Annotated in this window: 25 protein-coding genes and 1 pseudogene; 13 read left to right on the top strand and 13 right to left on the bottom strand. The window is 65.7% G+C overall.

The genetic code is table 11. The annotated features are described in order from the left end of the window. Positions 1–42: 42 nt before the first annotated feature. Positions 43–897 carry an Abi family protein gene (locus ACU5AX_RS17995; protein ID WP_020493507.1) on the bottom strand — a complete coding sequence of 285 codons (855 nt, stop codon included), beginning with the start codon at positions 895–897 and terminating at the stop codon, positions 43–45. A gap of 703 nt (positions 898–1,600) precedes the next feature. Here ACU5AX_RS17995 and ACU5AX_RS18000 point away from each other — a divergent pair. Next, positions 1,601–1,765 carry a hypothetical protein gene (locus ACU5AX_RS18000; protein WP_164521265.1) on the top strand — a complete coding sequence of 55 codons (165 nt, stop codon included), beginning with the start codon at positions 1,601–1,603 and terminating at the stop codon, positions 1,763–1,765. 86 nt (positions 1,766–1,851) lie between these two features. On the opposite strand, the gene ACU5AX_RS18005 is transcribed toward ACU5AX_RS18000, so the two are convergent. Both ACU5AX_RS18005 and ACU5AX_RS18010 read right to left on the bottom strand, forming a co-directional pair. Further along, a complete protein-coding gene (locus ACU5AX_RS18005; protein WP_269146963.1) occupies positions 1,852–2,529 on the bottom strand; it encodes an SOS response-associated peptidase in 678 nt (225 codons plus the stop codon). An 18-nt stretch (positions 2,530–2,547) separates the two neighbouring features. Then, complete coding sequence (locus tag ACU5AX_RS18010; RefSeq protein ID WP_018251311.1) at positions 2,548–2,874, bottom strand: hypothetical protein; 327 nt, start codon at positions 2,872–2,874, stop codon at positions 2,548–2,550. A gap of 253 nt (positions 2,875–3,127) precedes the next feature. Here ACU5AX_RS18010 and ACU5AX_RS18015 point away from each other — a divergent pair, with 253 nt between their 5' ends. The 3 genes from ACU5AX_RS18015 (at position 3,128) to ACU5AX_RS18025 (ending at position 6,177) form a co-directional block, all read left to right on the top strand. Continuing rightward, positions 3,128–3,520 (top strand): DUF3768 domain-containing protein, encoded by a 393-nt coding sequence (locus tag ACU5AX_RS18015; RefSeq protein ID WP_018251310.1) that lies wholly within the window; start codon positions 3,128–3,130, stop codon positions 3,518–3,520. 1,644 nt (positions 3,521–5,164) lie between these two features. Continuing rightward, the gene (locus ACU5AX_RS18020) at positions 5,165–5,845 is read left to right on the top strand and encodes an AAA family ATPase (RefSeq protein WP_018251309.1); all 681 of its coding nucleotides are present in this window, start codon (positions 5,165–5,167) and stop codon (positions 5,843–5,845) included. Further along, positions 5,842–6,177, top strand: a complete 336-nt coding sequence (locus ACU5AX_RS18025) for a hypothetical protein (protein WP_018251308.1) — start codon at positions 5,842–5,844, stop codon at positions 6,175–6,177. Before ACU5AX_RS18020 ends, ACU5AX_RS18025 begins: the two co-directional genes overlap by 4 nt. Before the next feature lie 236 nt (positions 6,178–6,413). Here the strand turns inward: ACU5AX_RS18025 and ACU5AX_RS18030 are convergent, their stop codons facing one another. Continuing rightward, positions 6,414–6,680, bottom strand: a complete 267-nt coding sequence (locus tag ACU5AX_RS18030) for a hypothetical protein (RefSeq protein ID WP_081614890.1) — start codon at positions 6,678–6,680, stop codon at positions 6,414–6,416. A 333-nt stretch (positions 6,681–7,013) separates the two neighbouring features. On the opposite strand from ACU5AX_RS18030, the gene ACU5AX_RS18035 reads away from it, so the two are divergent. Genes ACU5AX_RS18035 through ACU5AX_RS18045 form a run of 3 tightly spaced genes read left to right on the top strand, consistent with a single transcriptional unit; the run spans position 7,014 to position 9,855 of the window. Then, a complete protein-coding gene (locus ACU5AX_RS18035) occupies positions 7,014–7,559 on the top strand; it encodes a hypothetical protein (RefSeq protein WP_446691948.1) in 546 nt (181 codons plus the stop codon). Then, positions 7,556–8,992 (top strand): relaxase/mobilization nuclease domain-containing protein, encoded by a 1,437-nt coding sequence (locus ACU5AX_RS18040; RefSeq protein WP_446691949.1) that lies wholly within the window; start codon positions 7,556–7,558, stop codon positions 8,990–8,992. The genes ACU5AX_RS18035 and ACU5AX_RS18040 overlap by 4 nt, the downstream gene beginning before the upstream one ends. Next, positions 8,989–9,855, top strand: coding sequence for a hypothetical protein (locus ACU5AX_RS18045; RefSeq protein WP_446691950.1), 867 nt, complete (start codon positions 8,989–8,991; stop codon positions 9,853–9,855). Before ACU5AX_RS18040 ends, ACU5AX_RS18045 begins: the two co-directional genes overlap by 4 nt. Before the next feature lie 383 nt (positions 9,856–10,238). On the opposite strand, the gene ACU5AX_RS18050 is transcribed toward ACU5AX_RS18045, so the two are convergent. From ACU5AX_RS18050 to ACU5AX_RS18060, 3 genes are read right to left on the bottom strand one after another with little or no spacing between them, the layout of a single operon-like run. After that, entirely contained in the window at positions 10,239–10,916 is a 678-nt protein-coding gene (locus tag ACU5AX_RS18050; protein ID WP_446691951.1) for a TetR/AcrR family transcriptional regulator, read from the bottom strand. 32 nt (positions 10,917–10,948) lie between these two features. Continuing rightward, positions 10,949–11,722 carry a 3-oxoacyl-ACP reductase FabG gene (fabG, locus tag ACU5AX_RS18055; RefSeq protein WP_446691952.1) on the bottom strand — a complete coding sequence of 258 codons (774 nt, stop codon included), beginning with the start codon at positions 11,720–11,722 and terminating at the stop codon, positions 10,949–10,951. Further along, a complete protein-coding gene (locus ACU5AX_RS18060; RefSeq protein WP_446691953.1) occupies positions 11,719–13,413 on the bottom strand; it encodes a class I adenylate-forming enzyme family protein in 1,695 nt (564 codons plus the stop codon). Before ACU5AX_RS18060 ends, fabG begins: the two co-directional genes overlap by 4 nt. Positions 13,414–13,606: 193 nt before the next feature. On the opposite strand from ACU5AX_RS18060, the gene ACU5AX_RS18065 reads away from it, so the two are divergent. Both ACU5AX_RS18065 and ACU5AX_RS18070 read left to right on the top strand, forming a co-directional pair. Continuing rightward, a complete protein-coding gene (locus ACU5AX_RS18065; protein ID WP_446691954.1) occupies positions 13,607–15,223 on the top strand; it encodes a flavin-containing monooxygenase in 1,617 nt (538 codons plus the stop codon). Beyond that, a complete protein-coding gene (locus ACU5AX_RS18070) occupies positions 15,216–16,118 on the top strand; it encodes an alpha/beta hydrolase (RefSeq protein ID WP_446691955.1) in 903 nt (300 codons plus the stop codon). Before ACU5AX_RS18065 ends, ACU5AX_RS18070 begins: the two co-directional genes overlap by 8 nt. A 27-nt stretch (positions 16,119–16,145) precedes the next feature. On the opposite strand, the gene ACU5AX_RS18075 is transcribed toward ACU5AX_RS18070, so the two are convergent. The 6 genes from ACU5AX_RS18075 to ACU5AX_RS18100 all read right to left on the bottom strand — a co-directional run bounded on the left by ACU5AX_RS18075 (position 16,146) and on the right by ACU5AX_RS18100 (position 22,461). Next, on the bottom strand, positions 16,146–17,336 hold the full coding sequence (locus ACU5AX_RS18075; RefSeq protein ID WP_446691956.1) for a lipid-transfer protein: 1,191 nt from the start codon (positions 17,334–17,336) through the stop codon (positions 16,146–16,148). Beyond that, entirely contained in the window at positions 17,333–17,752 is a 420-nt protein-coding gene (locus ACU5AX_RS18080; protein ID WP_446691957.1) for a Zn-ribbon domain-containing OB-fold protein, read from the bottom strand. The genes ACU5AX_RS18075 and ACU5AX_RS18080 overlap by 4 nt, the downstream gene beginning before the upstream one ends. After that, positions 17,749–18,294 carry a MaoC family dehydratase gene (locus ACU5AX_RS18085; protein WP_446691958.1) on the bottom strand — a complete coding sequence of 182 codons (546 nt, stop codon included), beginning with the start codon at positions 18,292–18,294 and terminating at the stop codon, positions 17,749–17,751. The genes ACU5AX_RS18080 and ACU5AX_RS18085 overlap by 4 nt, the downstream gene beginning before the upstream one ends. Then, a complete protein-coding gene (locus ACU5AX_RS18090; protein ID WP_446691959.1) occupies positions 18,287–18,715 on the bottom strand; it encodes a MaoC family dehydratase in 429 nt (142 codons plus the stop codon). The genes ACU5AX_RS18085 and ACU5AX_RS18090 overlap by 8 nt, the downstream gene beginning before the upstream one ends. Then, a complete protein-coding gene (locus tag ACU5AX_RS18095) occupies positions 18,715–21,216 on the bottom strand; it encodes a TonB-dependent receptor (protein ID WP_446691960.1) in 2,502 nt (833 codons plus the stop codon). Before ACU5AX_RS18095 ends, ACU5AX_RS18090 begins: the two co-directional genes overlap by 1 nt. A 615-nt stretch (positions 21,217–21,831) precedes the next feature. Next, positions 21,832–22,461: a TetR/AcrR family transcriptional regulator gene (locus tag ACU5AX_RS18100; RefSeq protein WP_446691961.1), complete on the bottom strand. Its 630-nt coding sequence runs from the start codon at positions 22,459–22,461 to the stop codon at positions 21,832–21,834. A 318-nt stretch (positions 22,462–22,779) separates the two neighbouring features. On the opposite strand from ACU5AX_RS18100, the pseudogene ACU5AX_RS18105 reads away from it, so the two are divergent. The 4 genes and pseudogenes from ACU5AX_RS18105 to ACU5AX_RS18120 all read left to right on the top strand — a co-directional run. After that, positions 22,780–22,911: pseudogene (locus ACU5AX_RS18105) on the top strand (acetyl-CoA C-acetyltransferase); the annotation flags it as partial. Positions 22,912–22,945: 34 nt separating this feature from the next. Beyond that, entirely contained in the window at positions 22,946–23,707 is a 762-nt protein-coding gene (locus tag ACU5AX_RS18110) for an SDR family NAD(P)-dependent oxidoreductase (protein ID WP_446691965.1), read from the top strand. A 336-nt stretch (positions 23,708–24,043) separates the two neighbouring features. After that, positions 24,044–24,826, top strand: coding sequence for an enoyl-CoA hydratase/isomerase family protein (locus ACU5AX_RS18115; protein WP_446691962.1), 783 nt, complete (start codon positions 24,044–24,046; stop codon positions 24,824–24,826). Between the two features lie 2 nt (positions 24,827–24,828). Next, entirely contained in the window at positions 24,829–25,989 is a 1,161-nt protein-coding gene (locus ACU5AX_RS18120; protein WP_446691963.1) for an acetyl-CoA C-acetyltransferase, read from the top strand. Positions 25,990–26,759 lie beyond the last annotated feature (770 nt).

A 26,759-nucleotide genomic window follows, 5' to 3' on the forward strand; every position in this document is an offset into this window, starting at 1 on the left:
CGGGCAGGTCCGGGAGCTTCGGCTCCCGGGCCTCTTCTCGCGTCAGTAACCGACCTCGCCAGGCTGCACCTCGGGAAAACGGGCGATGATGCGGCCCACCTCGACGACGATGCCGACGGGGGCGCCGCGCTGGGCGAGCAGATAGTCCAGGCACTCGAGGATCGCCTTGAGCTTGTTTCTCGGGGCGGTCGGGACGCCAGCGCGCCTGAGACCCTGTGGCTGTTTCGGAAAGCTGCGGTTGAACAGCCGGTCGTGGTGCGCGCAGATGTTGCGGACGTCGACCAGGCACTCGAGCCAGCTCGTGAACAGCTGGTCGCTCGGCACCCCGAACTGGGCCGAGATGCTGGTGCGCAGCGAGCCCTCGAGGTTCTTGAAGATGCGCACCGCCCGGCCGAAAGTGAGAAACTCCTTCATCGTCCAGATCGGCGGCAGGATCGGGGTCCCGTAGGTTTGTCGATAGTGCAGCGCGCGCTGGTCCTTGGTCTGGGTGTAAGCGGCGGTGAAGCTCTGCAGTGCTTCAAGGTTGGCGGTGGCATCCTTGAAGGCGGTAGGCTCGAAATAAGGGTGGCTGCCGTGTCGGTCGCTGAGCGTCTCCGACATGGCGTTGCGCAGCAGCAGTTCGAACTGCCCCACTGCGGCAAAGCAAGCCTCCCGCAGCATGCCGTCGCACTCGTAGAGGCGCAGGATCTGCTGGTACGTCGTTCCCGGTTGGAACGGTCGGTTCGGCACCCCTAACTGGCGCCGGCTGAGGAAGTAGATGCGGAGCCGTTCGTATCCGACCAGGTCGATCTTGCGGGCAGCGACATTGGGTCGCGCGACGATCAGGCCCCGGCTGCGCAGGTGCGCCACGCGCTGGGCGGCCGTTGCGTGCGGCTTGGTGTAAGGAGGTAGCGTCATCCGAAAACGCGAAGGGCCGCCCTTTTGCACTCCCCGAAAGGACGTGTGGCGACCCGTGACCCAAGCCATATAGCGTGATGAGGCGGGTACGGCAAGAGGTTCGCCCCGGAAGCTCTCGTCGGGCTAGATCCTAGCATCATCCAAATGGGGCGGCAAACAGCCGATACCCCGATGCCGTTGATCGAGTTCGGACAGGAGGGTCGGGGTGGGACGTCTCCCGGCCGAGGCCGGGACCGTCGCTCTACTCCGCTTAACGCTCCGCCGAGCCCTTGGCAGGTCTCGGCCCATGCGGGTGACGATCGACTGACGGGATCTGGCGCGCGGAAACATGTTTCCGAAATCCGGCAGTCTCTTTCCGCGCGGCGTGCACCGCGTGGCGCAGAGACGCTGCGCGAGGAACCGTGCGATGGCGGGCGCCGAGTGCGCGAACGGCGACGGGAGCGGCCGACTGGTCCGTGCTGGAGGGCGGCACGGGCGGTCCAGCGCTGCCCAGGAGGCACCCTGCCGGCGTGCTCCACCCCGCTCTTGGAGGCGCAATCCTTGGGCCGGCTCGTGGCCTTGTTCGATCAACCCACAAGGGGTCCGGGCGCTTCGCTACGGCTTTCTTGCTTGACCAGCAAGAAAGTGATCGCGGCCCCTCCCCGTCCTGTCGGGCGCCTGTCGAGCGGGGATGCACCCCGCCGGCTTCACAGGAGCCTCGGACATGTTCAACGACATCTGGATCGCCCGCAAATCCGCTCTCAGCCTCGCCCGGACGCTGATGGTCGCCACCATGGTGGTCGCCGTCGGTACCCAGTACGCGGTCATCACCGCCGAAGACCACGACAGCTCGCTCACCATCGTCAACGAATACGACCCCTTCGCCTGACCTAACCGGGGGCCGAGAGGCCCCCTCCCCTTCCGGTCTTCGTCGAGAGGCGTGGCGGGCATCGAGCCCGCCCCGCCCCGCCTTGCTCAGGCATCGATCTCGATGAGGTCGCCTCGCGGCGTCTCGACCTGGTGGTGCATCGGACCGGCATAGGGTTTGACAAGGGCCAGCGCCTCGTCGGCGCTTCCGTCGAGCCACGTCAGCAGGTCACAGGGCCGCAGGATCACCGGCATCGCTTTGGGGTGCCACGGCCGCACGACCTCGTTCGGCTCGGTCGTGCCGAACGCGAACGCCTCCCCGCGCTCCGTCGGCCGCCAAAGTCCGGCAAAGAAGCCGATCGGCTGGTCGGGCAGCGAGAACCACATCTGCTTGGGCAGATTGTCGTCGCCCTTCCCGCCCTCCGGATGCGGCTCGGCAAAGTGGGTGAATGGTACGATGCAGCGCCGGTCCGGCGTGTTCAGCGACGGCTTCCACATGTTCGATGACAGGTTGCGCGCGTTGGTCACGTACTTGTCGAGTTTCACCTCGGGATCGCGCTTGCTGGGGATCCTGGTCGGGAAACCCCACTCCATGAGCACCATCTCGAGCGGGCGATTGCCGCCGGGCGACCGGCGCACCACGGGCCCGTGTCGCGCCGTCTTCTTGCCGGTCGGGAAGATCTCGCGCGCAGGCGGGAAGACCTCGTCGGGCGCGAAAGGCGGCTCGACCCCGCAGGCCCGCATCACGGCCGCCTGCTTTGCGGAAATGCGGTACCGATTACACACCGGGGCGCCTCCGCATGCCTATCGCAGCGCCGCCCGCGGCGGTGCCGCGGCTTCGAAGCTCGTTACGAGAGCCGGGTCGCGGAGCAGCGCCGTCCACGCGCGGCCATAGGTCCGAGAGGCGAGATAGAAGGTCGAGCCGACACACCCGACCATGCGGCATCGCTCCAACCTGTCGATCAGCGAATGGCCAGGGCCGAACCGGGCAACGACGTCCTCGAGCTCGACCCTGAGCAACGTACCGCACGTTCCACAGCGGCTGCGGACCAGCGCATTCATCGCCAGCATGGTCCCGGCGCTATCCATCCAGCGGGGCCAAAGGCTGATGATATCGGCTTCGGTCTCCATCGTGCCGACGATAGCGAACGACCTTCGCGTGCGTCCAGCGGCAAGGCTTCGATCAGGTCTCCCCTCGCCACCGATCCGGGGGGCGTTCGGGCTCCAACGTCCTCGCCGCGGCGCGCGCCTGTGCAAGCCTCGCCATGCGGGCTTCTCCACTCCGTTGCGACCCTTGCGGGTGCACAGGCGCGGCTATGCACCCGGCTGTCCTGTCGCCTGTCGAACGGCCCCGATCGGCGGGGCCTGAGGCAAGGAGACCAACATGTCCGAGCAGACACCCCCGTCCTCGCGCCGGGAGATCGCCCACGACGAGATCGCGCGGCTCAACGACGGATTACGTGCCCACCTCACCAGCCCCGGCAACAACCGCGTGGTGATGACGGCCGGCATCGCCGAGCTGATCGGCGACGTCGCCCTGTTCCGCGGGTTTCGCAAGCGCGCCGAGCTGCTCCGCATCATCCGCGACTATGATGCCTTCAACGTCGACAACGATCCCCACGGCCACCGCGACCTTGGCCTGTTCGAGTTCGAGGGAGCGAGGTGCCTCTGGAAGATCGACTACTACGATCGTGATCTCGCTTATGGCTCGGAGGACCCATCCGATCCGTACACGACGGTGCGGGTGCTAACGATCCTGCGAGCCGACGAATACTAGCCCCCTCCCCTCGCCCCGGCGGTCAGCCGCCGGGGCTCAATCCCGAGCGTCGATCAAGCGCCGCGCCTCACCGCGAGGCGCCGCCTGGCGCGATAGACACCGCGTATTCCGGACCGACCTCTCGAGCTCCACTCGCCCGCCACGTCGGACAGGTTCGAATCGGTTCGCATGTCGCTCCGGCTCGCCGCTGAGTGCGACCGGATGCCTCGCCGGCGCTGCCGTGAGCCGAACCGTCCGAACCGTCGTAACCGCCCGAACCGCAAAAAGCGCTGTAACCGATATAACCGATGTAACCGGTATAACCGCTGCGACGTGCTGGAGCGGTGCCGTGAACCTGGGAGCGCGCGATGTGCGCTGGTCGGCCACGATCGTGACACTCGATCGATGCGCTACCGTAGGCGCCTGCCTCGTCTGCCCGGTTCGGTGTGAGCGCCCGACCTGCTGTAACCGTGTCCGCCCCCTGGCCCCTATGCCGCGCCGTAATTCCTTGGTGCGGAGCCAGGCGCTTCTATTCGTCGGCGGTGAGGTGGTGCTGCACCGATGGCGCTTACGGGTCATGCAAGGACGAACCGTGGTTTGTCTCCGCTATCTCCGCACGGTTATGTGCGTCGCATGTGGTCGCCGTCCCCCACCGCTCCGCGAAGGCGAGTATCTTTGGTCGGTTGAGGTGTCGAAAGAAGGACGTGGATTCCACGAAGGTGCCCCCTCCCCGCTCCGCGAGGTCCCCTAGTCCGTTCCAACCAGCTCGCAGCGTCTCCCCTGTAACCGTAGCGTCCGCCCTAACCGCTCGGTGCGCTGTAAGCGCAGCGTCTCTGTGGTGAGCACCATCGCGCCGCGACCTCGCCCATCGGGAACGCCGATCGCGATAGGTGTCGGCCGGCAAACGGGTTGCTGGCAGCTTGCGATCACGCTGGTGATGGCAGGCGCGCTGCGAGCGTACGGAGACCTGTAACCGCGCGAACGCATGTGAGCTCCCGGAGCGCCGAGGCGAGTGCGGGTGGTTTGAAGTGTCGCTTGCCGCGATCAGGTGGAGGGCGCGGCGCGCTGCCCGGTGGGGGCGGGGCAGGGCATCGGCGGCAGCCGCGACGTCCGGCCAGATTCCATTCGGCACCGAGTGCTGTAACCGCCGTAACGCACCGCTCGCAAGTGTTCGTCATCTCCGCTGTGTCGCGCCAATCCGCTCCAAGCGCTTCAGCCAGCTGTTCCACTACGATCCCATGACTCTCGCGGGTCTGTGGTGCGCGTGATCCAGCCGCGGTCCTGAAACGACGAGGGCAGGCGACCACGGAGTCGATAGCGGCACCTGCCGGCTTTCGGTCTCGTAGCGCGCCAGCTTCCGACCGTGGGTTGAGAGCAGGTCTCTGCGAGCGCGCGGAGATCTGTAACCGCCCGAACGCATGTGAGCGCCGGCAGCATGGTATGCCGCTTATGCTGGTTGGTTTTACGGTGAGTGGGTCGCAAGGGGGGAGGGCTAGCGCCTCTCCAACTCCGTCGACCCCATTGGTGCTCATTACCCACGGAGCGTTGTAACCGCGATAACACATTGCTCCGAGGGGTCCGTCAGCTCCGCTGTATCTTGCCGAACCGTGCGGAGCGTTCTAACCTGCTGCTCCGCTATAACCGCAGGCTCTCCGGAGGTTTGGAATGCCCGTGATCACGCTGCTGTCCCCGAAAGGGGGCGTGGGCAAGACGACCACCGCACTGCTTCTCGCGACCGAGCTCGCCGCTCAGGACGCAAACGTCATACTTATCGACGCCGACCCGAACTTCCCGCTCGCGAAATGGGCCGCCTTGCCGGGCAAGCCGGACAACATCGAGGTCGTGGAAGAGATCGATGAGGAGACGATCATCGACACGATCACGGAGGCTCGCAAGCGCGCCAAGTTCGTGATTGTCGATCTCGAGGGCAGGGCGTCTGGCCGCGTCACCAATGCCCTTCTCGTGTCCAATCTTGCGCTGATACCGATGCAAGGTTCTGCGCTGGATTCGAACGAGGCGGCGCGCGCCTTCAAGAATGTGCGGCAGGTGTCGAAGCACCGCGACAAGCCGCTGAAGTTCGCCGCCGTCCTGGCGAAAACTCAGGCTTCCGATCGCCTGTGGCCACGCGACCTGAAGCAGATCATCGCCGGTTTGCAGGACGCGGGCATCCCGGTGATCAACACCGCGCTCGCCGATCGTGGGGCATTCCGCGCGCTGTTCAGCCTGGGTGGCACCCTCGCAACCCTGAAGAACAGCGATGTCGGCTCGCTGACGACGGCACGCTCCAACGCCGCCGCCTTCACCCTCGACGTCCTGAACCTGCTCAACGAAAAGGTTTCGGCATGACCGATCGCAGCACACGCCCAGGCCTCGCAAACTTCGCCCTGGACGACGAGGACGAGATCCCCGTGCCGACGGCTCAGCAGCGGGCTGCCGCGAGGGAAGGGGGGGAGCGACTAGGGTTCAAATCCGAGCCAACCGACGCGACGCCGAAGCGGGCTCCGGCGCCCGCAAGGGCTGCGGTCTACACCGCGAACTTCCACATCCGAACCACGCCCGAGGACCGGGACCGGTACGACGACTTCGCCTATCGCCATCGCATGAAGAAGGGGGAGGCGATGCGCCTGCTCCTCGACCTTGCCGAGGAGGCGGAGGCCGCACGCGCCAAGAAGAAGTAACAGAGCGACCAGAGGTTCTCAGCGCCGATCGTCTTGCCAGGAGCGGGGTGGGGAAGGGGCCTTCAGCGCCCAAGCCCGACAGAGCCGGTCATCCGACGCCAAACCGTGTCATCAAATGGGCCTCGGGTGAGACAACAGGGGCGCGCGCTTCCGGCACCCGCGCTCGGGACATGTGAGGAGCCCTTGCACTCCTGAGAAGCAGGGCCCTTCCTTCTCCGGGTCACACGGATGGCGCGTCAAACTGCTCGGAACTCTGACAGGTGATCGGCGATCGCCTTTCCCCCGTGCTGCCCGATCGCATTCGCAATGGTCCTCGCTTCCTGCTTGGTCAGGGCTGCGATCTTGACGCGCTCGAGAGCGGTGAGAAGCGTCGCGCGGCCGGCATCACGCGCGGTTTGCTCGGCCGCTTTTGCCCTTTCATCGAGTTCGGCCAGTTGCGCGCGCAGAGCCTCGCGACGTGCCTCGATGGCTGCAAGATCGTCGACTTTGGATGGGCGTGCCATGACGCAACCTCGCGGTTTGGTGAGACGATGTGATCAATTCGTCGTGACTTGCCGAAGATTGGTAGAGTGTCGGACGTTCGGTAAGCGTTGACGACAAGGCTGCCGATCAGCGCGCGCATCGACGAAGATCATGTACGTCGGCGATCCTCACGCATCCACTCCGCGTTTGGAGTGAAATCATTCCATCGCACTGATTGTTCTAGGCGGGTGAGGTTCATTATTGGGGATGGCAGGATATGCCATCCGACACCAATGTAATACATTGGTGTCGGATGGCGCCGCTGCACGGGGCTTGTCCAGATGATGATCAGCTTTCGCCTCAAGGACGACCTCGTGTCCGAGATCGACCGCGTCGCTGCCGCAAACGGGCAGACGCGCAGCGCGTGGATGGCGACCACCCTCGCACGGGCCGTCCTCGCGCCGACGAACGATGACTTACCTCTGGCCGAAGCGGGGAGGGGGCGTTCCGATGATCCGGTCCGTGTGACCGTGCGGCTACGCCGTGCGGAGGTCGAGGCGATCGACAGGGCCGGGTCGCCGCTCGGCCTCTCTCGCAACGAGTGGATCAAGCGCACGATACGGTGGCAATTGTGGGACCGGGCGGGGGAGCTTCGCTTGAGTCCGGCGATCCGCGACGAGATCGGAAAGGTGCGTAAGCAGATCCTCCTGATCGGACGGAACATCAATCAAGCGGTTCATGCGATGAATGCGGCGAACCAGCCCGAGAGCAGCCTCGACATCGCCCGCATCGCGGTCCCGTTCCTGGAGACCTGCGGCGAGCTCAAGACGATCCTCCACACCGCGAGGCGCACGATATCGACCTATGTCGGCGGCGAGGTCGGCTATTGGACGGGCACCTTCGAGGCTCCACGCGCGTGAGCCTCAACCTGTCAGCGGGAACGCTCGACACGATGGCGGGGATCTTCTCGCCGGCCCGCAAGCATCGGCCTGGCAGCGGCGGCGGGTCCGCAAGCTCGCAAGGGCAGGGGGCTGCCCTGCTCGGCTTCGCGGTCGCATCGATGTTCCCGAAGTCCGCGTCGAACGCGTCCGCATACCGCGCCTCCGCGGCGGTCAAGCGAGCGTTCGGCGGGGGATCCCAGACCGCCGTGAGCGGCCGCGCGATCGCGGCGATGGATCGCACGGCCCGGCGGGTGCCAGAGGTGATGGTGCGCATCACCGGCCGTCAGCACGGCCGCGGCCATGTCCTCGCGAACTTCGCCTATATCAGCCGTCTCGGTCACGGACTCGGTAAGGAGCTGGCGCTCGAGACGAGCGATGGTGAGATCATTCGCGATGGCCGGGAGATGCAGGAGCTGGCGCAGGAATGGCAGGAATGGGAGATGGGCGACGACGCCCGGCGCAAGGGCGCGACGTCCATCTCGATGATACTCTCCATGCCATCCGGTACCGATCCGGAACGTCTGAAGGCCGCGGCGCTGGACTTCGCGCGGGAGGAATTTGCGAACAGGTCGTGGGTCGCGGCGCTCCATGTCGACCGTGACCATCCGCACGTACATCTCACATTCGCCCGTCGCGACCATGACGGGCGACGCTTCCATCCGAACCGCGACGACCTCTTCCGGTACCGGCAGCGCTTCGCTCAGAAGCTGCGCGATCGCGGCATCGAGGCGAACGCGACGCCTGCGAAGGCAAGAGGGATCGATGCCACCCACGAGCCGATCGCCGCTCGAAAAGTTCGTGCGACAGGGGCTGTCCCACGCATCGACAGGAGCCGTCAGCTGCGTGAGGCCATCCACCGCAACGCTGCCGCATCGGATCGTGCGCAGATCATCCTCGCAGCTCGCCATGCCGCCGTCCGCGACGCCTACCTGCGCTCCATCGCGGAGCTGAAGGCGACGCCATCGATCGTGAACCAGACCGTCGCCAGGAGCCTCGAGACGTTCGTCGAGGCGTTGCCTGGCCCGGTGCCGAACTCCGTCACAGCCGCTCGCGATCTGTCCATGAAAGCCCGTCCTGCCGAACGCTCCAACGGCGAGGTCGGACATATGCCGGGTGCGGAGATCGATGCTCTAGCCGCAGCCATGGCGAGGTCCGAGGCGATGCGTGCGCGTATCCAGGCGCGCCGCGCGAACGCAGATGCCGGGCCCGAGCGGTCGCGTGATGGTGTCGATCCGCCGACGACGAAGACGGGCGTTGGTCCAGGGAACCCGGTGGCCGATCCGACCCCGCGCGCAGGCGAGCATGACGGGATCGAAGCCGTCATGCGCCAGGTTCGGGAGCGCGAGCGAACCCCTATCGTCCGTCATCGCGACCGCGACCGCGAGCGCGATCGGGGAGGGCCCGGTCGATGAGCGATGTGGAACAAGGTCCGGCGCTCGCAGCGATCCTCGATGCCCTCACGATGATCCAGGAACAACTCGAAGAGATGGCGGCGCGCAGCATCCGCCTCGAAGCGAAATACGCCGACATGGTTGGTCGTCTCGATACGATCGACGCCGCCCTGGCCGGCGCTACGAATGCCAAGCCGATGCTGGATGAGGTCCTGCAGGAAGTGTCCGGTGCGCGGGCGTCGATGCGCGACGGGCTCTCCCGGGTCGCGGAGGTTGCGGCCTGGGCGCACGCTGCGGCGATGGGCAATCGCGCCGCACTCCCAACCGACATTCTCGACGATCCGCTACTCGAGCGGTTCGCCATCGACCAGCCGGCCGATCGCATGCCGGACACTCGGGCCCTTGTTGACTGGCGCCGCGCGTCGTCGGCCATGGAAACCCCGGCGCTGACCGAAATTCTCGCCGCGCAATATGCGCCGTCGCCGACCGACGACCCACACAGCCGCGTGCTCCGCTACCAGCTGGCTGCGATCACGCGCGAAGAACTGTTGCGACGAGGCGCAACGCCGTCTGCGGCGCCGGCGACGACCCGGGCATCTGACCGGTCCGCCACGGCGCAGCGCGCCCGTTCGGCCGAGCTGCTACGAACGTGGCGGGCAGGGGAGGGGGGTGCCCTCTATGCCGAACCGGAACTGTCGGGCGCGCTCGATATCGTCGCGGCGGCAAAGCGCGAGGGCGCGAGCCTGTCGGAAGCCGAACTGTTCGGGGGCCTGGCAGCGTTGCATCGGACGATTGAGCGGAGACTAGAGGCGGGTGAGCGCCCGGCGTTAGCCACCGATCAGCGACGCCTGAACGGCGCGGTTGAGATCAAGCGTGATCGCTAATTCGAGAAGTTTTATCGATTGGATAAACCCCATGCTCCCACCCGGCGGAGGTCAAGATTGGTGGATAGCCGCCAGACCGCTTTCGGGCGCTCCAACGCCACAAGTTGCCGGTCGTTCAGGTGAGGGGAGGGGGCTTTTAACGCTTGGAACTGGTAGTAAGCGAAACGGCCGCTTCTAGGGCGGTGCAGCGGGGTAAGCTGCCGCTTGTCAGGACGGAGCGAAACGGGGGAAAGGCAGCTCCTTCGCCGTTAGTAGCGAGTAAGCCGCTATCGGGCGCCGATTGCGGAATCGAAGACATACTCAGATGGGAGGGCCCGCAGCGCTGGCTCGATACATCCTTTTCCCCGCAGCGCCAACGAGCTTGATGCGACTTCCGGTCCCACCTACGAAGCATAGGGACTTTCGAGGCCAGAAATGGCCATCTCAGCGATGATCTTGCCGATTTCGTCTGCCGTTTCGCCGCGGTCGGGCCGGTACCATCGATGAGTCCAGTTCAGCATACCCAAGATGGAGAACGCGACGGTGCGCGGGGATCCGATCCGGCGCAAGCTGCCGTCCGCGACGCCCTGCTCGACGATGTTGACAATCGAGGTCTCGATCCGGCGATTGAGCGCACGCATCTCGTCGGACCAGGCGGTGCGCTTGGTGGATACGTGGCTGAGGTCCTCGCGGATGTAGATGTACAGCAGCGGGTAGTTGCTGGCGTAGCTGTTCATCATTGCGGTCACGAGCTCTCGCAGCTTGCGGATCGGGCTGATCGGCGCGGCGGAGATGCGGCTGGCGAGGTCGGCGTTCGCCTCGAGGACCGACCGCACGATCTCGTCGAACATCTGCTCCTTGGACGAGAAATAATAATAGAGCGTGGCACGATCGACGCCGAGTTCGGCCGCCACCGCACTGATGCTGGCGGCCTGGTAGCCCATGCGGTTGAAGACGCGGATCGCCGCCTCCACCATTTCCTGGCGGCGATTGGCATAGGCCGCACGGGCGTCCTTGTTGGCCGCACGTCGGCGCTTGCTGATCGCCGAGGTGGGCTCGGCAGGTGGCGGCATGTCTCCCATGCGCTCTTCTTAGAGCGACGGCCGGAGACTGCCTATACCTTGGGCGCGCCGGCGACGTAGAGGACCTGGCCGGTCACGAAGGACGAGCGCGGATCGGCGAAGAAGCTGACGGCATGCGCGACATCGTCGGGCTGGCCAGGGCGACCGACGTGGATCGTCTTCGCCATCTCCGCAACCATATCGTCGAATGGCATGCCCATGCGTTCGGCGACGGCGCGGGTCATGTCGGTGACGACGAAACCGGGGGCGACCGCGTTGGCGGTGATGCCGTAGCGGCCGAGCTCGATCGCCAGGGTCTTGGTCAGTCCCTGGACGCCGGCCTTGGCCGCGGCATAATTGGCTTCACCCAGCGCACCGAGCGCCGCGATACTCGAGAGGTTGACGATCCGTCCCCATCGCGCGGCGCGCATGTGCGGCAGGACGGCGCGACACAGGAGGAAAACCGACCGCAGATTGACGTCGATGACCGATTGCCAATCGTCGAGCGTCATCTTGCCGAGTGTCCGATCGCGCAGGATACCCGCGTTGTTGACGAGAACCGTAGGCGGACCGAGCCGAGTGGCAATCTCGTCGACGGCGGCGATGACCGCAGCCTCATCGGCGACGTCGGCGGCCACCGCGATGGCCCGGCGACCGGTCGCCTCCACCGTGGCGACGGTGTCTGCGCAAGCGTCCGCGTCGAGGTCGACGATGGCGAGGTCATGTCCGTCCTCCGCGAGGCGGCCGGCGATCGCAGCGCCGATGCCGCGCGCCGCGCCGGTGACGATCGCGATGCGGCGGTCGGGCGGTGTGAAGGAGTTGATCATGACAGGCCCAGCATCGCTTGCGCCTTTTCGGCCAACAGGAACTTGCGCGCACGGCCCGAGGCGGTGGTGGGTATATCGGCAGCGTCGACGACCAGGACGTGGCGCGGGACCTTGAACCGCGCCAGCCGCTGCGCGATCATCGTCTGCAGCGCCAGCGGATCGATGTTGGCGCCCGGCCGCCCGACGACGAACGCCACGCCGATCTCGCCCATCCGGTCGTCGGCAACCGGCACGACATTGGCCTGAACGACGTCGGGATGGGTGGTCAGCAGGTCCTCCACCTCGGTCGGCAACACCTGCTCGCCGCCGCAGCGGTAAGACTCCTTCGTCCGACCGACGAGCGAGACATAGCCGTCGTCATCGATCCGGCCGAGATCGCCGGTCCGCAACCATCCTTCGGGATCGAAGGTCGCGGCGGTTGCATCAGGTTTGTTGTAATAGCCGCGCGTCACGCCAGGCCCCCGTGCCAGCAGTTCGCCCACCTCTCCGGACGGGCATTCGCCGCCCGTGACGGGATCGACGATCCGATACGTGACCAGCCTGCCGCCCAGCGCTGGGTCTCCCGCAGGGCCGACGTCGCGCTGGCGGCCGTTGGTCGTCAGCAGCCGCTCCAGCGGATCGTCCGGCCGGGTCACGGTGGTCGACGCGGTCGTCTCGGTCATGCCATAGCCGGTGGTGATCTCGTCGACGCCGAGCACCTCGTGGATCGCCTTCCAGATCCGTTCCGGCGCGCGGCCCCCCGACGCCAGCACGGCCTGCCACGACGACAGATCATAGGCGCGCTCCTGCGCCGCATCGAGGATCGCCAACGTCATGGCCGGCACCAGCAGCGCATCAGATGCGCGGTGGCGCTCGATCGCCTGCAACGTGTCATGGGCATCGAAACGGAGCTGCGGCACGATCGCTCCGCCGACGAAGGGCACCGACAGCAGGCCCTCCACATAGCCGAAGACATGGTACATCGGCAGAGAGAAGACGATGCGTCGCCCGTTCTCGAACGCGCGCGCATAGGCAGCGCCGAAGGCCGTCCGCATCAGCATGTCGTGCGTCAGCTGGACGCCCTTGGGCGCACCGGTCGTGCCCGAGGTGTAGATGATGTCACAATCGGCGCCCGCCGCGACCTGGGGCAGCGGCCCGGCCGCGCCCTCCAGTGCCGCCAGCGACAGCATACCCGCGCGCGGCCGACCTTCGCCGGTGGCGAAGACGACGACGCGGCGCAGCCCGGGCAACGCGCTGCCGCCGCCGCCGCGTTCCCATCCCGAAGCGATCTCGTCCAGCGCCTCCAGATAATCGACGTCGCGGAAGCGATCCATCGTGACCAGCATCACGCTGTCGGACTGTTCCAGGACGTAGCGCAGCTCGTCACGGCGGTTGAGGATGTTGATCGGCACCGCGATCGCGCCGACCCGCGAGATAGCATATTTGAGCGCTACGAATTCGGGGTGATTGGCCATCACCATCGCGACCTTCTCGCCGGGGGCGACGCCCTGTGCGATCAGCCCGGCGGCTAGGCGGTGCGACCAGTCCGCCATCTCGCGATAGGTCCACTGTCGTTCGTCGGTGATGACGAAGGGCCGATCGGAAAAGCGTTCCGTCGCATCGTCGAGTGTCGCGTGCAGGCTTCGTGGTACCCAGACGGGATAGGCGGTTCGGATCGCCTCCTGCCGATCGTTGACCGATTCCAGCCTCATCGCGCTCCTCTTTCCTGCCTCGTTTATCGAGGTCGCATCGATCATAGCCAACCAGGACCGGGTTCGTCAATGTTACCGTTGAACAGGACAAACCTGGAATCTGACCGGTTTATGCAATAATGTGCGATTCCTTCAACGACGGTGTTGACGAAATCCCCACGCTGTGACACCTCGATCATGTCAGGGAGGATATATGGCGACCAAGGTCGATGCGCTGGTGGTTGGCGCCGGATTCGGCGGCCTCAGGGCGCTCCACACACTGGGCGGGCAAGGTATGTCGGCGGTTGTGCTGGAAGCGGCCGATGGCATCGGCGGCGTCTGGTATCACAATCAATATCCCGGCGCTCGCTGCGACGTCGAAAGCTACGACTATTCCTATCGCTTCTCGCCCGAGCTGGAGCAGGAATGGCGCTGGAGCGAGCGCTACGCCACTCAGCCCGAAATCCTCCGCTATATCAACCATGTCGCCGACCGCTTCGACCTGCGCCGAAACATCCGCCTGTCGACCCGCGTGGTCGAGGCGCGGCTCGACGAGCCGACGGGGCGCTGGCACGTCGTCACCGATACCGGCGAAAAATGGGACGCTGGCAAGCTGATCCTGGCGGTCGGCCAGCTGTCGACGCCCAAGGATACCGTCTATCCGGGGCAGGACGAGTTCGTCGGCCGGATCATCTACAGCGCACGCTGGCCCAAGCAGCCGGTCGACTATACCGGCAAGCGGGTCGCGATCATCGGCACCGGATCGTCGGGCGTCCAGATGACGCCCGTCATCGCCCGGGCGGCGGCGCAGCTCACGGTGTTCCAGCGCACCGCCAATTACTCGATACCCGCGGCCAACGCTCCCGTCTCCGACGACGAGGACGCGTCGGTAAAGGCGGCCTACGCCGAACGTCGCGAGGCGGCACGCAATTCGCCGAGCGGGCTCGGCTTCGTGCCCGACGCGCGCTCGGCCATCGAAGTCCCGGACGCCGAGCGAGAGGCTGCGTTCGAAGCGGCATGGAACCGGCTGGGCTTCGGCTTCGCGTTGACCTTCAAGGACATCCTGCTCGACGAAAACTCCAATGCCACCGCCTCGGACTTCATAAAGCGCAAGATTGCGTGTCAGGTGGACGACCCCGCCGTTCGCGAGGCGCTGACGCCTAAGGATCTGCTGTTCGGCACCCGACGGCCCTCGGTGGACAGCGGCTATTTCGCGACCTTCAACCGTGACAACGTTCGGCTGGTCGACATCAGCAGGACGCCGATCGAACGATTTACGCATGACGGGATTCGGACCAGCGCCGAAGAGCTGCCCTTCGACATCGTGATCTACGCGACCGGCTTCGACGCCTTCACGGGGTCGTTGCTGAAGCCGACGATCGTCGGCCGCGGAGGTCAAACGCTGGCGGAGAAATGGCAGGCGGGGCCGGTCAGCTTCCTCGGCCTCGCCGTCAACGGATTCCCCAACATGTTCATCATCGTCGGGCCCGGCAGCCCCTCGCTGCTCAGCAACGTGCTGCTCTCGGCAGAAGAGCAGATCGATTGGCTCGCCGCGTTGATCGCCTATGCGGACGAGCGGGACATCGTCACGATCGAGGCGACCGAAGCGGCGGAGCGCGATTGGGTGGCGCATGTCAACGAGCGTGCGCAGGAGACGCTTTACCCCAAGACCGCCTCCTATTACCTCGGCGCGGAGATGCCGGGGAAGCCGCGCGTTTTCATGCCCTATTCGGGCGGCGTCCGCGGGTATCGCCGCATCCTCGAACAGACCGCGGCGAGCGGGTACAAGGGAATGGCGCTGACCCAATCGCACGACGCCGCCATTGCCTGACGCGCCCGATCCGACGTTCGCGGCTCTGCTCGCCGACCCCCGCGTGGCCCTGCGTCGGCTGCCGCCGCACGTCCCGCTCGCCGCGCTGCGGGCCGGGGCCAACGCCTTCCTGGCAAGCGCGCCCGGTCCGATGGTATCTCAGGTCGAGGATCGCAATGTGGAGGGGCCGGGAGGCCCGATCGCGATCCGGCTGTATCGGCCCGACGGCCGGCCCTCGCTGCCCGTCGTGCTGTTCGCTCACGGCGGTGGATTTCTGCTCGGCTCGCTCGACACCCACGACGCCTTGTGCCGATCGCTGGCGCTCGCGAGTGGGGCCGCCGTAGTCGCGGTGGATTATCGGCTCGCGCCCGAGACGCGCTTTCCGGCACCGCTCGACGATGTCGCCGTGGTTGCTGACGCAATCGGAGACAGCGGCGCGCAATGGGGGCTCGACCCGGCTCGCCTGGCCCTGGCCGGCGACAGCGCGGGCGCCCAGATTGCGGCAGCGACGGCGCTGTCGCTGCCGGTACGACACCTGGCGCTCTTCTATCCGCTACTCGATCCGTCGCGGACCAGCGCCTCGCAGGCGACGTTCGCCGAGGGCTATATGTTGACCGGGAGCTTCGTAGACTGGGCATGGGAAGCCTATGCCGGGGACCGCGCCGATCCCCGCTTCGATCTCATGCGCGCCGACCCGACCGCCTTTCCCGCGACGACGATCGCGACTGCGGCATTCGACCCCTTGCGCGATGAAGGCGAGGATTTTGCCGATCGCCTTCAGGCCGCCGGCGTCGATGCCAGCGTGCGGCGGTTCGAGGGTATGATCCACGGCTTTGCCGGCATGCCGCAACTGACCCCGGTCGCCAATGAGGCGATTGCCTGGATCGGCGGCCGCCTTCGCACTGCCCTGGCGTAACCAGCCCCGCCAGGGGAGGGGCTGGCCTCATCGCGTCAGGATCACCGATCCGCCATTGGCGCCGAGCCCCAGGACGGCCGACATCGCCACCTTGGCGCCCTCGACCTGATGCCCGTCGGCTTGACCGCGCAGCTGCCACGCGAGTTCGCAGACCTGCAGCACGGCCTGCGCGGTCGTCGCCTCTCCGAACGACAGGAACCCGCCGCTCGGATTGAGGGGAAGCCGGCCGCCGAACGTCAGTTGCCCCTCTGCCAGCATGTGGTCGCCCTCGCCGGGCGCATAGAAGCCGAAGATCTCCGGCCAGGCGAGCAGATGCCAGGCTGTATTATCGGCCATCTCCAGCAGATCCACATCAGCCGGCCCGACGCCAGCCATCGCGAAGGCACGGGAAACCGCCGTCGCTACTTCGCTGGTGTGATCGACACCGGCGCGTACCGTGCTGGCGATCGTCGGGATGCGACGGGCCGGGTCGCCGAACTGGCCGGTCGCCGCGACACAGCCGGCGACGCGGACCTCGGTCCGACCGAGCCGCTTCGCATAGGCCTCGCTGACCAGGATCACCGCCGCGGCGCCATCGCTGACGGGGCAGATTTCGAGCAGGTGAAGCGGATCGGCCACCATCGGCGAGGCGAGCACCTCCTCGATGCTGCTCGGCTGGCGGAAGCGGGCGAGGGCGTTGCCGGCGGCATGGCGCCGCATCATCACCGCTGCCGCCGCCAGCGTTTCCGCCCTCGTGCCATGGTCGTGCATGCGCCGCTGCGCTTCGATCGCCCAATAGGCGGGGTTGGTCGCGCCCATCGCGACCCAGCGCAGATAGTCGTGGTCCGTGATGTCGTCCTGGCTGCCCGGCGGGCGCGGGATAAAGCCCTTGGGCATCCGCTCGGCACCCATCGCGCAGACGACGTCATATTGGCCGCTGGCGATCATCGCATAGGCGGTCTGGATCGCGATCGCTCCCGCCGCGCAGGCACCGCCGACGTTGACGCAGGCCATGCCATGCTCACCCACCGCCTGCGCGACTTCGTTCGCGTGAAGGCCCCAGCCCATGCCGCCCTCGAACCGCGAGCTCGCCGCCACCAGTGCCTGCACGTCGCGCCAGCCAAGCTCCGCATCGGCTAGCGCGGCGCCGGTCGCCTCGAGCGCGAGCTGAAGCTGCGGCTTATCGGGCCATTTGCCCCATGGGTGGGCGCCGACGCCGACGACATAGACCTGGCTCATGCCGTCACCTCAGGCGCGAACTTATACGTGGCGACCGGGCCGCGCGCGGCATCGGTGTAGAGCGTCTCGATCACCAGCCGCATCGAGGTACCGATCACAATACGATCAAGATCGACGCCGGTCAGCATCCCCATCACCTCAACGCCCTCGCCGAGATCGACGAGCCCGATCGCATAGGGGGTCCAATCATCCATCCGGAACAGCGGCGGTGGGCGATACCGCTGGATGGTGTAGCTTACGAGGCGCCCCCGCTGCGGCAGATGCGCGCACTCGAGGCAAGGTGCCGGGCAATCCGGGTTGCGACAGCCAGGCGCCTGCGGAAAATACGTCGTGCCGCAGCCGCGGCACCGCGACCCGATCAGCCGTGCCCCGTCCTCGGCTTGTTCGAACAGCCCCTCGGCGACCTGCACACTCACAGCGAGAGAATATCGCGCGTTTCGCGGAAGTAGAGCGTTCCGTTGTCGACGTCGGTCACCGTCACGTCGTGGCGGACATAACGGCGCCCGCGCTTCTCATACTTGTCGGCGGCACGAGTCGTGATCCGCACCGTCGCGCCGACGGGGATCGGCGAGACGATCTTGGAATCATGGAAGGTGTGGATCGATCCGATGGCGAATGGCTTGGTGTGATCGAACTGCACCGACAGCACGAAGTGCGACACCAGCAGCGGCGGAACGATCGCCGCGCCGAACGGCGACTCTCCCGGAATATGCCAGGTGTTCATCTTCCACGCTTCGTACCAGGGCGTGAAGTCCTCAACCGCATCGGCATAGAGGATCACCAACTCGGGCGTGATGTGAAGATCGCGCGACAGCTCGTCGCCGATCTCGACCATGTCCCAATAGGTCTGCGATCCCTGTTCCAGCCCCGCGATGAATTCGCGGGTCTGTTCGACTTGGATCGGCGCCATCGGCCGCAGCGCGTCGGTCGCGACGCCGTCGTTCACCTGCTCAGACACCGACATCCACCTCCACCCAGCCGACCGTCTTCTTCTCGCCGGCCTCGTTTTCCGCCCAGACGTCGACGACGAAGCGGAAGCCGTCGCCCTTGGGCTGCTTCTCGCGCACCACGCCGCCGGTCGTGATCACTTCATTCGCCAAGGTCGAGGCGATGTACTTGCACACGACCCGCGCGCCGGTGAACATTGCCGCGCCGAAGTGATTGACGCACATTTCGGCAATATAGGCCGACGACATCTCGCCGGTCTGGATCGGCGCCTTGAGACCCGTCTGTGCGGCATAAACCGGATCCCAGTGATTGGGATTGAACCGGCCCCACAGCCGCGATCCCATGAGCTGGATCGCGGCCTTCTTCTTGATCGGCTGAAGCGCATAGCCGACCGGCGTATCGCGCGTGACCCGATGATCGCTCGCCGCCATCAGAACTTGCCCGCCAGCTGGAGCGCGATCTCGCGGCCCCGGGCGACGACGCCGCGTTGCTCGCCGATCGCGCCGGGCACGCTCGTGCCGCCGGTGCGGTCTGCCGCGTAGAGCAGATAATATCTGTTCGACAGGTTGCGCCCGATCACCGACACCGACCACCGATCGTCGATCTCGGCCACCCGCGCGCTGGCGTTGAAGCGCCAGAAGGCGTTCTGATAGGTCGACGGCGCCATCGTCTCTGCGGCGTAATAGCCACCGCTGTAGAAGGCGTCGCCGGTGATGGCGAGCTTGTAGCCGCCAAAGGGAATGCTGATCTCGCCGCCGCCGTTGCCGGCCCAGTCGGGCGAGCGGGCGGGTGCCCTGCCGTTGAAGCTTTGCTGGAGCGTCAGCGCGGTGGCGTTCACGAACGAGCAGTTTGGCGGCGGCACCGCTGTCGCCCGCGTGGTGCCCGTCGGGAAGGCATAGCCATAGCACTGGCCGACGAAATCGCTGAAGCGGTTGTGCGTATAGGCGATTGCACCATGCAGGCGGAAATATTGGCTGGGCTCGTAGTTCAGTTCGAGTTCGCTGCCGCGCTGACGGACGCGGCCGGCATTGTTGATCGTGTAGGCGACGCGTGCCGGATCATAGGTGTTCACCTGTAGATCCGAGAAGGTGTAGGCGAAACCAGCCAGCGTGAAGCGCAACCGGCCGTTCATCAGCAGGCCCTTCACGCCGGCCTCGAACCCCTTGGCGCGTTCCGAGCCGAAGTCGGCATCGCCGATCCGGGTGCCGGTCTGCAGCGGGCTGGTCAGGCCGAAGCCGCCCGACTTGAAGCCGGTACGATAGGCGCCGAAGACGGTGACCTCGTTGGTCGGCCGCCAAGTGATCGTCGCCTCAGGCGAGACGTTGTCGTCGTCGAAGCGGCCCTGCAATTCACCGATGTGGTTCGAGCCGGGATAGACTGTGTTCTGCGTGGCGAAAGTGCCGATGCCGTAGAGGTTCTTCTTCATGAAGTTCTTGCGCTCGCGGGTGTAGCGCGCGCCGCCGGCGATCTCGAGCGTCGGGACCGGCTTCAGGATCAACTGTGCGAAGCCCGACAGGGTGTTGCCGGTCTGGAGGCTGAAATCCTCGTAGGTCGAATAGCGGTTGGCGGCGGCGTTGTAGTTGCCGTCGTTCAGCTTGGTATCGTTATTGTCGTGCAGTCGGCTAGTTTGATAGAAGCCGCCGGCCATGAAGTTGAAGATGCCGCCGAAGTCGCTGGTGAAACGCAGCTCCTGTGAGAATTGCTCGGCGCGCTGATCGTTGAAGAAGGCCAGCTGCGAATAGGTCGTTTGATCGAGACCGGAGAAGAATTTATACTGGGTGTAATTGTAGCCCGTAGTCGAATCGATCGCGATGTTGCCGGTCTTCCACCCCAACTCCACCATCTGCGTCAGAACTGTCAGACGACCGTAGGGAGAGCCATCGGCGGTGCCGCCGCGCATCGTCTGCGAAATGGCCGCGGGCAGGTCGCCGATCGTCGTCCGGTTGTCGACGACGCAATCGGCATTGGGGTCGGCGATCCCGTACATCCGCGGCACGCCGCCGGTGCACGGCCCGATATTCTGCGTCGCCGTGCCGGGACCGCTGTCGTTGTTGTGAGCGTAAAACGACTTGGCGCGGAAGGTGACGTTGTCGGCCGGCTCGCCCTTCAGCGTCAGGCGGGCGAGGACCTCCTGGTCGCCGGGCCGTGGATCCGAAGCGCCCGGCAGCTGCGCGGCGCCCGCAGGGGCGCCGGTCGCGGCGCGGTAGAAGGGGTTGGCGAGTGGCTGCGCGGTGTTGCGCAGCCAGCCGTCGAGATTGCGGTAGCGCACCGCCAGGCGAGCGCCGAAGCTGTCGGTGATCGGCCCCGACACGGTCGCCTCGGTCAGCAGCTCATCGCCGACGAACTCGTATAGTGCGCGGCCGGTGACCTCCAGGTGATCGGTGGGATCGGCGGTGGTGATCGAGATGACGCCGGCGGTGTTGTTCTTGCCGAACAGAAGCGCCTGCGGCCCTTTAAGTACTTCGACTTGCTGGACGTCGAAGACGCCGAGCTGGGCGATGCGGCCGTCGCTGGTCTGGACGCCGTCGATTGCGACCGACACCGCCTGCTCGAAGCCCGCCTGATTGGCAGGCGAGCTGATGCCGCGGATCGCGATCGATCCGCCGCCGTTCGACTTGTATGCTCCGACGATTACGGTCGGGGTCAGTTCGCCGATCTTGCTGAGATCGCTGGCGTTGTTCGTCACGAGGGCCCGCTGGTCGACGACCGAGACGATGACCGGAACGTTCTGGAGCGATTCGCTGCGGCGGCGGGCCGTCACGACGATGTCACCTGCTGTCGCGCCATCGACGGTATCGGTCTGGTCCTGCGCAATGACGGCGGGCGGGTTGGCGGTTGCCGTCGTCGTCTCCTGTGCTGCGGCCGGCACGGCCACCAGCGCCCATACCGACGTTCCGCCAATCCAAATGGTGCGAGAAGCCTTCCTCGTCATATCGCTCTCCCTGCTCCTGCGAGCCTCGCGTCGGCTGTCTGAGTGCCGATCGCTCTAAGAGACTGCCGGGTGTGACCCGGTCTGTCAATGGTGGTGTTGACAAGAATGTGCTCACCAGGTCCGCACCATCATTGGTATACCTAGCTCGGCTACCCTCTTGCTGGAGACAGGCGTGTAGTGCGCCGTAGGAAAGCTGGAAGGTGACGCAATGCGTCAACACAGGTGTAGACAATCGTGCCGGTATGAATTGGATGAGCGGAGCCGCCAAATGGCAGAAGCTATCCAAAGTCCAGACGCCCGCCGCCCAGTCCTTCGAGGGGATCGTATGGTCAGGCAGTTACGGAGGGTGCGTCGTGCCAACGACGTGCCGCTCGTTCACAGTCGCCTATGCTCAGGACGCCGTGGCTGCGTGCGGCATGGCGTGGCGACGTTCGATGGCGGCGCGAATAGCAGCAGACGTCGCGTGTGGGCGACGTTTGGCGTCCACTTCCGCGATGCTTGAGTTGCCGCCGGGAGCGATCACGGCCTTGTCGGTAGGCCGCCTGCGCTTGTGCCGTCCGCTTGAGGCGGCGAGGGCGCACGGGTGGCGACGGCTAGTCTATCGACGCAGATCCATCAGCGCGGGGCGACGCCCGCAATCAACATCCCGACCATTTGCTTTGCGACCTCCGCCGCACTCAGCGGACCATCGGCGACGAACCAGCGCGCGGGCCAGTTGAGTGCACCGGCGAGCGTGAAGGCCAGCAGGCGCGTATCGGTGGCGGCGATGGAGCCGTCAGCAACCCCGTCTTCGACAAGCCTCCGAAGTGCTTGGTCGATCTCACGCTTCAGTGCACGGAAGCGGGTGGCGCTTTCGGGCGAGAGCGCTTCGTCGCCAGTGCGGACCACGCAGCGACCGAAGTCATCCATGTTGATCTGCGCGTACCGGATCAAGAAGTCATGGAGCCGGTCAATGCCGCGACCCGGCCGGGCAGCAGCAATTGCCGCCGCCTCTTGTAACTGCTTTAACCCGATGAGCACGCACTCGAACAGCACCTGATCCTTGTTGCCGAGGTGATGGTATACGGTCGGCTTCGACACACCGAGGCTCGCCGCAACCTCATCTAGCGACGTCGCGTGAAATCCTCGCTCGTTGAACATCCTGACTGCTGCCAGCAGCAACGCCTCCCGCTTTGCCACGCGGCTTGCGAGCCGTTGCTCGCGATCGGGAAAGGGGGAGCGATGATCGGATATCAAGGCGGCCATCTTTCCCGGTTGACATGTACGCCACCGGAACTCAACCTACTCATCGGTATATTATAGGCTGGCTGGTAGATGATTCTTTTGGATATCCCGTACGCCGTCTGCAAAAGGACCGGACTCGCATTCGCCCGCATCGCCAGCAAAGCCATTGGCGCATTCGTGCTGACCGAGGGTGATGCATGGAGGGATGCCGCTGCGATCCGTCACGGGGCGACCCGCACGGACGGCGGCCGGCGTATCTTCGTTTCAAGGCATTCCATCACCTCTGGCCGAACCGAGCAGGACACGCTCGGCAGTGTCGCGGGCAAGGTGAAGCGCAAGCTTGGGCATCCGATCAGAGCGATCCATGCCCGCATCATCGAGACGCTCCTCTCGGCACTGAAGGCCCCAGGCGTCGCAGCCTTGTGCATTGGCGGCCGCGAAGCGACCGCCGTCGCCATCGAGCGCATCTGATATCGCGGCTGGACCCGGAAAGGACAGGTCACACATGAACATCGAAGGCGTTGCAGCGATCATCACCGGAGGTGCGTCCGGCCTTGGCGAAGGTACGGCCGAGCGACTTGCCGCAAAGGGTGCGAAGGTCACGATCCTCGACCTCAACGAGGACACGGGAACTGCGCGGGCTCGGAAGATCGGCGGACACTTCGTCCGCGTGGACGTCACGGACGACCAGGCCGTCGCGGACGCCATCTCTGAAGCGGAGGCGGTGCACGGCAAGGCGCGCATCCTGGTGAACTGCGCTGGGATCGCGCCGCCGGCGAAAGTGATCGACCGTGACGGCCAACCGCTGCCGCTCGCGTCGTTCTCGAAGATCGTCAGCATAAACCTGATCGGCAGCTTCAACGTCCTGTCGAAATTCGCCGCAGCGCTCCACACGGCCGAGCCGGTCGGCGAGGAGCGCGGCGTCGTGATCAACACGGCTTCGGTCGCAGCGTACGACGGTCAGATCGGCCAGGCCGCCTACGCCGCTTCGAAGGGCGGCGTCGTCGGCATGACGCTGCCGATCGCCCGCGAACTCGCCCGCTATGGCATCCGCGTCATGACCATCGCGCCGGGAATCTTCTGGACTCCGCTCCTCGCCACGCTGCCTCAGGAGGCGCAGGACAGCCTGGGCCATCAGGTCCCGTTCCCATCCCGTCTCGGACAGCCCGACGAATACGCCCAACTCGTCGAGTCGATCGTGACAAATCCGATGCTCAACGGAGAGACGATCCGGCTCGACGGTGCGATCCGCATGGCACCGCGATGAGCGGCGGCCCTGCTTCCACCCGCGAGCAGGCGAGATCGGTGCGCGGATCGGAGCCTTTGTGCGAAACGTCGTCCCGTTTGAACGCGATCCCCGTCGTGACGATCACGGTTAGACGGATGGACTTGTCGCTGAGCTTCGGGCGAAGGCGCGAGTGGCGGGTGTGCTGACGTCGAACATCTCTCAAGCCGGCGGCCATGTCGACGGGCATGCGTCGGCATTCCGCTGCATCAAGGGAGACGTGATCAGGGGCCCGGCGGCGGCGTCGCAAGCACGCGAATGCGCCGCCAGTTTTCAGTGCCGCGCCCGCTTGACCCGACACGTGACGGAGGCCTGTCGATGATCGCTATCCGACTTGATATCGAGGGCTCGATCGCCCGTATCACGCTGAACCGTCCCGACGCGGGCAACGCCATCGACCCCGCTCTTGCATCCGATCTCGCCGGGGCGGCGACGAGGGTCGCGACGGACCCAACGGTGCGGTGCGTCGTCCTGACGGGAGCCGGACGTCTCTTCTCTGCCGGTGGCGACGTAGGCGGAATGGCCGCTGCCGGTGATGAGGCACCCGGCTTTTTGCGATCCCTGGCCGATACGCTTCACGGTGCCGTGATGACACTTGCCACGATGCCCAAGCCCCTGGTCGTGATGGTCAACGGTCCGGCGGCAGGGGCGGGGCTGAGCCTGGCTTTGCTCGGCGATGTCGTGATCGCCGGGCGTTCGGCGCATTTCACCGCCGCCTATACCGGCATCGGCCTGACACCGGATGGGGGCATGAGTTGGCTCCTGCCCCGCGTGGTCGGCCTTCGCCGCGCCCAGCAGATGATCCTGACCAATCAGCGGGTGGGGGCAGAGGAGGCCGAGCGCATCGGTCTCGTCACGCGCATCGTCGACGATGGTATGCTCCGCGAGACGACGGACGACATCGCACACGCTCTCTCGGTAGCACCGACCGCCGCCATCGGTGCGGCACGTTCGCTTCTCCTCGAGGGCGCGACCTCCGCGCTTCGCGAACACCTCGATCGCGAGGCCGCGACGATCGCAGCCGCAGGCGCGCATCCAGAATCCCGGGAAGGCGTCTCCGCCTTCCTGGCTCGACGCAAACCCGATTTTCAAGGAGCCTGACCATGGTCGATGCCTATATCGTTGAAGCCGTCCGCACTGCCGGCGGCCGCCGCAATGGTCGCCTCGCCGGTGTGCATCCTGCCGATCTGGGCGCCACGGTTCTCGATGGCCTCCTCGATCGCACCGGCATCGACCCCGCGGCGATCGAGGACGTCATCATGGGTTGCGTCACCCAGGCAGGCGAACAGTCGTTCGCGTTCGGTCGAAACGTGGTCTTCGCTTCCAAGCTGCCGGACAGCGTCCCAGCGGTCACGATCGATCGTCAGTGCGGATCCTCGCAACAGGCCATTCAGTTCGCTGCGCAGGCGGTCATGTCCGGTACCCAGGACGTCGTCATCGCCGCTGGGACCGAAAGCATGAGCCGCGTGCCGATGTTCTCCAACATGTCCTTGCACAAGAAGGAGGGCCTGGGCATCGGGCCCGTAAGCGAGAGTATCGCCGCGAGGTTTGGGGTCGCCGAGTTCAGCCAGTTCAGCGGTGCGGAGATGATCGCAACGAAATACGGCTTCGACCGGGAGATGCTCGACCGCTACGCGCTGGAGAGCCATCGGCGTGCCGCGGCAGCGACGGAGGCCGGTGCCTTTCGTGACGAAATCGTGCCCGTCATGGTCGATGGCGAACCGCATCTGCGCGACGAAGGTATCCGGGCCGACGCCACGCTCGAGGGTATCGGATCGGTCAAGCTGCTCCACGAGGGCGGCGTGATTTCGGCGGCGAATGCCAGCCAGATCTGCGACGGTTCCAGCGCGGTCCTGATCGTCAACGAGCGTGCGTTGAAGACGCATGGACTGACGCCGCTCGCCCGGATCGTCGATCTGACCGTCACGGCTGGCGATCCGGTCATCATGCTCGAGGAGCCGCTCTTCGCGACCGACAAGGCGCTGAAGAAGGCCGGCCTGTCGATCGACGACATCGACCTCTACGAAGTCAACGAGGCGTTCGCCCCCGTGCCCCTGGCGTGGCTGAAGCACGTCGGAGCAGATCCTGGGAAGCTGAACGTCAACGGTGGCGCGATAGCACTGGGCCATCCTCTCGGTGCCAGTGGAACGAAGCTGATGGCGACGCTGGTTCACGCGTTGCGGGCGCGCGGCAAGCGCTACGGCCTCCAGACGATGTGCGAAGGGGGTGGGATCGCCAACGTGACGATCATCGAGGCGCTCTGATGGCGCTGCACACGCGCCTGGGGCTCTCGTCTGGCCTGAGGCCTCAACGTGGTTGGGCACGCGGACGCTCCGGGGGTTCAGCCAAGAGGCTGAGTTCCCACCTTATTGCGATGGATCGACGCGCGGCCGCGCAGATCAATGATCGTCTGTTGGGAGGCGGCCAATAAGAAAAGAATGACCGAATGTGGGTCGTTGCGGCAGGCGGGTAGGGTGGCCGCTCTCGCCCAATGGCGGACAGCTACGGCCTCCGTCTTCGCTGGCGCCAAGATCCACGATCTCGATCAAAGAATGCTCAATGCCATCGGTGATCAGAGCACGATGCGCCAGACAGGCAGCCCCATGCCGCAGCCAACGCAATAAGTGTCCCCATCGCTCAGCTGGCGACACTTTTCGATGTGAAAACGGAACATGACCTCGTGAAGCGCGGCTGACACCCCTACGGCGGAGGCCCTCATGCCGAGCTCCTGCTTCACACGCCGGTGATGGTGGTTGCGCGATCGCATCACCAGCTCCCCAACTCGCCGTTTGGAATGGGATCGTGCCGTAACTAGTTGGCTCTGACTATAGCGTCGCTATTCACCGCTGCTTCCATGTTCCGGAGACAGCCGTCCGCTCACCCCCATCCCCGGACGTCCATTCATCCTGACGTGACCCCCGCCTTTCATCCAGCTGCAACCGGAGACCGACTGGTGTTGTCGCGCATGAGCGCAGGTGAAGCAACGGGCGGGGTTAATCCCGCCTGTTGCTGCTTGAGACCGGCAGCAAATGCG

This window comes from Sphingomonas benefaciens, from assembly GCF_052907485.1.